The sequence below is a fragment of the Candidatus Pantoea deserta genome, assembly GCF_003813865.1.
GTDB classification, from domain to species: Bacteria; Pseudomonadota; Gammaproteobacteria; order Enterobacterales; family Enterobacteriaceae; genus Pantoea; species Pantoea deserta.
This window is the reverse complement of sequence record NZ_RMVG01000005.1, coordinates 227,145-233,615: the sequence shown is the minus strand read 5'-3', so window position 1 is coordinate 233,615 and position 6,471 is coordinate 227,145. Positions and strand designations below refer to the sequence as shown.

At 55.3% G+C, this 6,471-nt stretch carries 7 protein-coding genes and 1 tRNA gene; 6 read left to right on the top strand and 2 right to left on the bottom strand.

The genetic code is table 11. The annotated features are described in order from the left end of the window. Nucleotides 1-6 precede the first annotated feature (6 nt). Nucleotides 7-82 (top strand) — tRNA-Trp (locus BBB56_RS09830). Nucleotides 83-196: 114 nt separating this feature from the next. Here the strand turns inward: BBB56_RS09830 and hdfR are convergent. Beyond that, nucleotides 197-1,021 carry an HTH-type transcriptional regulator HdfR gene (gene hdfR / locus BBB56_RS09825; protein ID WP_123800772.1) on the bottom strand — a complete coding sequence of 275 codons (825 nt, stop codon included), beginning with the start codon at nt 1,019-1,021 and terminating at the stop codon, nt 197-199. Between the two features lie 120 nt (nt 1,022-1,141). Between hdfR and BBB56_RS09820 the strand changes: the two genes are divergently transcribed. After that, nucleotides 1,142-1,480, top strand: coding sequence for a MaoP family protein (locus tag BBB56_RS09820; protein ID WP_123800771.1), 339 nt, complete (start codon nt 1,142-1,144; stop codon nt 1,478-1,480). Between the two features lie 26 nt (nt 1,481-1,506). Here the strand turns inward: BBB56_RS09820 and BBB56_RS09815 are convergent, their stop codons facing one another. Continuing rightward, complete coding sequence (locus tag BBB56_RS09815; protein WP_123800770.1) at nt 1,507-3,027, bottom strand: YifB family Mg chelatase-like AAA ATPase; 1,521 nt, start codon at nt 3,025-3,027, stop codon at nt 1,507-1,509. A 330-nt stretch (nt 3,028-3,357) separates the two neighbouring features. On the opposite strand from BBB56_RS09815, the gene ilvL reads away from it, so the two are divergent. From ilvL to BBB56_RS09795, 4 genes are all read left to right on the top strand, one after another. Next, nucleotides 3,358-3,456 carry an ilv operon leader peptide gene (gene ilvL, locus BBB56_RS09810; RefSeq protein ID WP_123800769.1) on the top strand — a complete coding sequence of 33 codons (99 nt, stop codon included), beginning with the start codon at nt 3,358-3,360 and terminating at the stop codon, nt 3,454-3,456. A 149-nt stretch (nt 3,457-3,605) separates the two neighbouring features. Then, nucleotides 3,606-5,252, top strand: coding sequence for an acetolactate synthase 2 catalytic subunit (ilvG, locus tag BBB56_RS09805; RefSeq protein WP_123800768.1), 1,647 nt, complete (start codon nt 3,606-3,608; stop codon nt 5,250-5,252). After that, complete coding sequence (gene ilvM, locus BBB56_RS09800; protein WP_123800767.1) at nt 5,249-5,512, top strand: acetolactate synthase 2 small subunit; 264 nt, start codon at nt 5,249-5,251, stop codon at nt 5,510-5,512. Before ilvG ends, ilvM begins: the two co-directional genes overlap by 4 nt. Before the next feature lie 12 nt (nt 5,513-5,524). Next, nucleotides 5,525-6,454, top strand: coding sequence for a branched-chain amino acid transaminase (locus tag BBB56_RS09795; RefSeq protein WP_123800766.1), 930 nt, complete (start codon nt 5,525-5,527; stop codon nt 6,452-6,454). Nucleotides 6,455-6,471: the final 17 nt, after the last annotated feature.

The following is a 6,471-nucleotide window of genomic DNA, read 5'->3' as shown; positions in this document are numbered from 1 at the left end:
CTCTTTAGGGGCGTAGTTCAATTGGTAGAGCACCGGTCTCCAAAACCGGGTGTTGGGGGTTCGAGTCCCTCCGCCCCTGCCAGAAAAAACAATCCTTTGCTTCGGCAAAGGATTTTTTTTGTCTTTTATTCCGCCCGGAGCCAGTCAAAAAAAGGCTAACAAAGTCAGCCCTGATCGTTATTTCACTCAGAAAACGCTAGCGCACCAGTACCGGGAATTTAAGCAGCTGGCGAATATGGGCCTGCTGATCGCTGTTTTGCAGCCATACCGCATACAAAGGACGCACCGCCACCGGGGTATCGGGGATTACCATCAGATCGCTATACAGGCTGTGCCAGTAGTCCGGTAAAAAGGCGCAGGCGCCGGTAGTATGGAGGAGTTCGCGCGTAACATGCGCCGATGTGGTGGTTAAAACCGGTACATCATCACTGCCCGACAGATAGCTTTCGTGCTGATGAAAGTCCGCTCCCCACTCCAGCTTGATGTAATCATACTTCTCACGCTTCTCTGTTTTGCGCGCGCGGAAAAGCGCCAGCGAAATATGGCCAATCTGCTGGCTGGTCAGCTCATCCATTTTAGGCGCTTCTGTGGTGATCAATAGATCCAGCTGACGCTCATGCAGTTGCTTAACCAGAAGATGTCGCTGCGCCACGCGCGCTTCAAGATGCAGGCTCTCGCGGTTTTCATAGAGCGTTTGCAGCCACGGCGTCAGATAGGCTTCCCATAGCGAGGCGCTGGCGCCTATCGACAGCTCATGATGCTGTTGGGTATGTGAAACCTCCTTCTTCGCCATCATCCAGGTGCTCATCAGACTCTCTGCATAGGGAAGAAGACGTTCGCCTGCCGAAGTGAGTCGTATGTTATTGCGGTGACGAGTAAAAAGGTTAACGCCCAGCTGATTCTCCAGCTGACGGATGCGAAAACTGACGGCAGACTGCGTGAGATAGAGTGCTTCGGCAGCCCGCCCGAAATGGCGAGTTCTGCTCACTTCCAGGAAAGTTTTCAGTAATTCCGTATCCACAGCTTTCTCCCAAAAATTGTTTGTCGTATAGATTTAAATGTTTTGTTTTACACTCTGTCAAGCCTATCTAATACTCCGCGCCATTAATAGCTCGGTATAAGAGAATCAGGAGCGTGTAAGATGGCGGAAAGCTTCTCAACCACAAATCGTTTCTTTGATAACAAACATTATCCGCGTGGGTTTTCGCGGCATGGTGATTTCACCATTAAAGAAGCCCAATTGCTGGAACGTCATGGCTACGCTTTCAACGAGCTTGATTTAGCAAAACGTGAGCCAAGCAATGAAGAAGAGCGTCTCTTCTTAGAAGTATGTCGTGGCGTTCGTGAGCCGCAAACTGAAGCTGAGCGAGTATGGTCTAAATATATTGCTCGCATTAAGCGTCCTAAGCGTTTCCATACGCTCTCCGGCGGTAAGCCGCAGATGGATACCGTTGAAGATTACAGCGACAGCGACGACTAACGAAATGGGGCTTCAGGCCCCATTTTTTATTCCAGGCTGCGATGCAAATGAATCAGCAGCCGCTCAATGCTGCGATACCCTACCGCCTCCTGAAGATGAACCCGCAAGATCTCTTTTTCCCCAGCCAGATCGGCAATAGTGCGCGCCACTTTTAAAATCCGCTGCCATGCCCGCACGGATAATCCCAGCTGATTCAACACCGCCTCCAGCCACTCGGCATCTTCCCGCGTCACAGCGCACCACAACTTAATATCGACATTATTCATATGCGCATTAATTTTACCTGCTCGCGCGAGCTGTAGCTTACGCGCGCTCAGGACGCGTGCCGCCACGCATGCCGAAGGCTCGCCCGCGTCAGGGCTGTTGCTCAGCGTCCCGCCCGGCAGCAGAGGAACCTCAATAGATAAATCAAAGCGGTCGAGAAAAGGACCGGACAGCTTGCTGAGATAACGCAGCACCTGCTGCGGCGAACACCGGTTGTGCTGACCCTGATAATGTCCGGTCGGGCTGGGATTCATAGCGGCAATCAGCTGAAAACGCGCCGGGTAGGTCACTTTGGCGCGGGCGCGCGATATTGCGATGACGCCTGACTCAAGCGGCTCCCGCAGCGCATCCAGCACCCGACGATCAAATTCCGGCAGCTCGTCCAGAAAGAGCACGCCGTTGTGCGCCAGGGAGATCTCGCCGGGGCGCGGTAACGCGCCGCCGCCGATCAGGGCATAGATTGACGCGCTGTGGTGAGGCGAGCGAAAGGGCCGCTTACGCCATTGTCTGTGCAGCGTGACGCTATCCACCAGGCTGGCAATCGCGGCGCACTCCAGCGCCTCAGCATCGCTTAACGGCGGCATAATGCCAGGCAGGCGTGTCGCCAGCATGGTTTTGCCCGTGCCCGGCGGACCGATCAACAGCAAATTGTGGCCGCCGGCTGCGGTAATTTCCAGCGCGCGGCGGCCCTGCTCCTGGCCGATAATATCACTCAGATCTTCTGCCGCCTGCTCTGACGGGTCTTGCTGAGTACGGGCGCAGGGCAGTTCGGCCTGCCCGTGCAAAAACGCGCAGATCTCAAGCAGATGCGTCGCGATCAGCGTATCGCCGTGTTGAATCAGGCCGACATCCTGCTGGTTCTCTTCTGCAAGGATAAGCGTCCTCCCGGCGCGCATTGCCGCCATCGCCGCAGGAATGGCTCCCTGAACGCCGCAGAGCGCGCCGTTAAGCGCAAGTTCGCCCACAAACTCATGCTGCGTCAGTTTCTCCTCTGGAAGCTGTTCAGACGCCACGAGAATCGCGATAGCCATCGGCAAATCGTAGCGGCCGCCTTCTTTGGGCAGATCGGCGGGAGCCAGATTGATGGTGATGCGTCTGGCGGGAAAGCTGAACCCACTGTTGATAATGGCGCTACGCACCCGCTCGCGCGCCTCTTTCACTGTAGTTTCCGGTAAGCCAACCAGCGTCAACGCGGGCAATCCGTTACTGATATGCGCTTCGATGGTTACCAGCGGCGCTTCTACGCCAATCGCTGCTCGGGTAAGAACTCTGGACAATGTCATAACCGCTCCTTAACGCGGCGATTATGACGAGGCGAACATCAGATAACGATCCCGGCATAAGCACCTCACGACAGAGGCCGCAATAAATCGAGCTGTGATTCAGCTGTATGCTTTTTTCTGGAAGCAGACCTGCAAATACGAGGGGTTAATCGTTGCGGCACGTTCGTGATGAATATTTATCATTCATAAAATAAGCGTTTATTTACAAAACGATATGCTTTTTCGGCAATAAGGGTCATAAAAAAATAGCAGAGAAAAAGTTGTCATCGCACCCGTAACTGTGATAACTCTGTAGGCATTACTTCGAACAAACGAAAATACAGACTGAAAATGAAAGCCCTTCTACAAGTGATTAGCCTGGTCGTGATTAGCGTGGTGGTGATTATTAACCCACCGTGCGGGGCTTCGCTTAGAGAAAGAAAGGCTTAAAAATCAAGCCTGGAATCCTGAAAACCCCCGCACCGAAAGGTCCGGGGGTTTTTTTTTGACCAGCGCAAATATCAGCGAATTACCGAGGAGCAAACAATGAGCAGTAGCATAAAATTCTGTTGTTCCCCTAAGGATACAGGAGAATAACCATGACAGGTGCACAGTGGGTAGTTCAGGCTTTACGCGCGCAGGGTGTCGACACAGTGTTTGGCTATCCTGGCGGCGCCATCATGCCAGTTTACGATGCGCTCTATGATGGCGGCGTGGAACACCTACTGTGTCGTCATGAGCAAGGCGCCGTCGTGGCAGCCATTGGCTATGCCCGCGCAACCGGCAAAACCGGCGTCTGTATTGCTACCTCAGGCCCTGGCGCGACCAACTTAATCACTGGCCTGGCCGACGCGATGATGGATTCCGTCCCGGTCGTGGCCATCACTGGCCAGGTCTCCTCCGCCTTTATCGGCACCGACGCCTTTCAGGAAATTGATGTATTGGGCCTGTCGCTGGCCTGCACCAAGCACAGCTTTCTGGTCGAATCGCTGGATGATTTGCCGACGATTATGGCCGAAGCCTTTGCCATAGCTCAGTCTGGGCGTCCGGGACCAGTGCTGGTGGATATTCCAAAAGATATTCAGGTTGCCAGCGGTGAACTGATGCCGCATCTGCTGCCAGTAGAAGAGCAAATCGCCTGTTCGCCCCGGCATATCGAAGAGGCGCGCGCGCTGCTGGCGCAGGCCGAAAAACCCATGCTCTATATCGGGGGCGGCGTGGGAATGGCGCAGGCCGTCCCGGCGCTGCGCGCGCTGGCAAACGAGACCGGCATCCCTATGGTAGCCACGCTGAAAGGTCTGGGCAGCGCCGATATCGACAGCGAGGTTTACCTGGGAATGTTGGGCATGCACGGCACCAAAGCGGCCAATCTCGCCGTGCAGTCCTGCGATCTGCTGATTGCCGTCGGCGCGCGTTTTGACGATCGCGTCACCGGCAAACTGGATACCTTTGCTCCGCACGCCAGCGTTATTCATATCGACATCGATCCGGCTGAACTGAACAAACTGCGCCGCGCGCACGTCTCCATACAGGGCGACCTGAATCAGGTGCTGCCCGCGCTGAGCATGCCGTTGCAGATCGATGGCTGGCGTACGGAAGTGAAAGCCATGAAAGCGGAATTTAGCTGGCGCTACGATCATCCGGGCGAAGCGATCTATGCGCCGCTGCTGCTGAAGCAGCTCTCGGAGCGCAAGCCCGCCAGCGCCGTCGTGACCACAGACGTGGGTCAGCATCAGATGTGGACCGCGCAGCATATGCAGTTCAGCGCGCCGGAAAATTTCATCACCTCCAGCGGGCTTGGCACGATGGGCTTTGGCCTGCCGGCGGCCATTGGCGCGCAGGTCGCTCGTCCCGACGACACCGTCATCTGCGTGTCGGGCGACGGTTCGATCATGATGAATATCCAGGAGCTGGGCACCATCAAACGCAAAAAGCTGCCGGTAAAAATCCTGCTGCTGGACAACCAGCGTCTCGGCATGGTGCGCCAGTGGCAGCAGCTGTTTTTCGACGGCCGCTACAGCGAAACCATTCTCACCGACAACCCTGATTTTCTGACGCTGGCCAGCGCGTTTGACATTCCTGGCCAGCGTATTAGCCGTAAAGACGAGGTCGACGCCGCCCTTGATGCTCTGCTGAACAGCGAAGGTTCCTACTTCCTGCATGTTGCGATTGATGAGCATGAAAACGTCTGGCCACTGGTGCCGCCTGGCGCCAGCAACGCAAACATGATGGAGAAAACCGTATGAACCAGCATCAATTGTCTATCGAAGCCCGCTTTCGTCCTGAAATATTGGAGCGCATTTTACGCGTCGTCCGCCATCGCGGTTTTCAGGTGTGCGCCATGAATATGGGAACAGTGGCGAACAGTGAAAACATTAATATCGAAATGACCGTTGCCAGCCAGCGCTCAGTCGATTTACTGTCTTCGCAATTAAACAAATTAATGGATGTCGCTAGCGTCGAGATCCAGCAACCAACATCACAACAAATCCACGCCTGGTCGTGAAAGGAAATAAGAATGAGCACGAAGAAAGCAGACTTTATTTGGTTCAATGGCGAGATGGTTAAGTGGGAAGACGCAAAGGTCAGCGTTATGTCTCACGCACTGCATTACGGTACTTCTGTGTTTGAAGGCGTGCGCTGCTACGACTCGCACAAAGGCCCGGTGGTGTTCCGTCACCGTGAACACATGCAGCGTCTGCATGACTCTGCCAAAATTTATCGTTTCCCGCTGAAATACAGCGTGGACGAGCTGATGGAAGCGACCCGCAAAGTGCTGCGCGACAACAATCTGAAAAGCGCCTACATCCGTCCGCTGGCGTTCGTTGGCGATGTGGGACTGGGCGTCAATCCGCCGGACGGCTACACCACCGACGTGATCATCGCGGCTTTCCCGTGGGGCGCCTATCTGGGCGCGGAAGCGCTGGAAAACGGCATCAACGCCATGGTGTCTTCGTGGAATCGCGTGGCGCCAAACACGCTGCCGACCGCCGCAAAAGCGGGCGGTAACTATCTCTCCTCGCTGCTGGTGGGCAGTGAAGCGCGCCGTCACGGCTATCAGGAAGGCATCGCGCTGGACACCAACGGCTACATCTCTGAAGGCGCGGGCGAAAACCTGTTTGAAGTAAAAGACGGCATTCTGTTTACGCCGCCGTTTACCTCTTCCGCGCTGCCGGGCATTACCCGCGACGCCATCATCAAACTGGCGCAGGACCTGGGTATCGAAGTTCGCGAGCAGGTGCTGTCGCGTGAATCGCTCTACCTGGCTGATGAAATCTTTATGTCCGGTACGGCCGCAGAGATTACGCCGGTACGCAGCGTCGACGGCATTCAGGTCGGCGAAGGCAAACGCGGTCCGGTGACCACCAAAATCCAGAAAGCTTTCTTCGGCCTGTTCACTGGCGAAACCGAAGACAAATACGGCTGGCTGGATCAGGTAAACGCATAACAAGACAGTAGCGCGGG

What these genes read in the sequence shown, in the direction of transcription:
- BBB56_RS09820 (WP_123800771.1), top strand. Translation starts at nt 1,142, where the DNA reads ATGGCGGAAAGCTTCTCAACCACAAATCGTTTCTTTGATAACAAACAT.
- BBB56_RS09815 (WP_123800770.1), bottom strand. Translation starts at nt 3,027, where the DNA reads ATGACATTGTCCAGAGTTCTTACCCGAGCAGCGATTGGCGTAGAAGCG.
- ilvL (WP_123800769.1), top strand. Translation starts at nt 3,358, where the DNA reads ATGAAAGCCCTTCTACAAGTGATTAGCCTGGTCGTGATTAGCGTGGTG.
- ilvG (WP_123800768.1), top strand. Translation starts at nt 3,606, where the DNA reads ATGACAGGTGCACAGTGGGTAGTTCAGGCTTTACGCGCGCAGGGTGTC.
- ilvM (WP_123800767.1), top strand. Translation starts at nt 5,249, where the DNA reads ATGAACCAGCATCAATTGTCTATCGAAGCCCGCTTTCGTCCTGAAATA.
- BBB56_RS09795 (WP_123800766.1), top strand. Translation starts at nt 5,525, where the DNA reads ATGAGCACGAAGAAAGCAGACTTTATTTGGTTCAATGGCGAGATGGTT.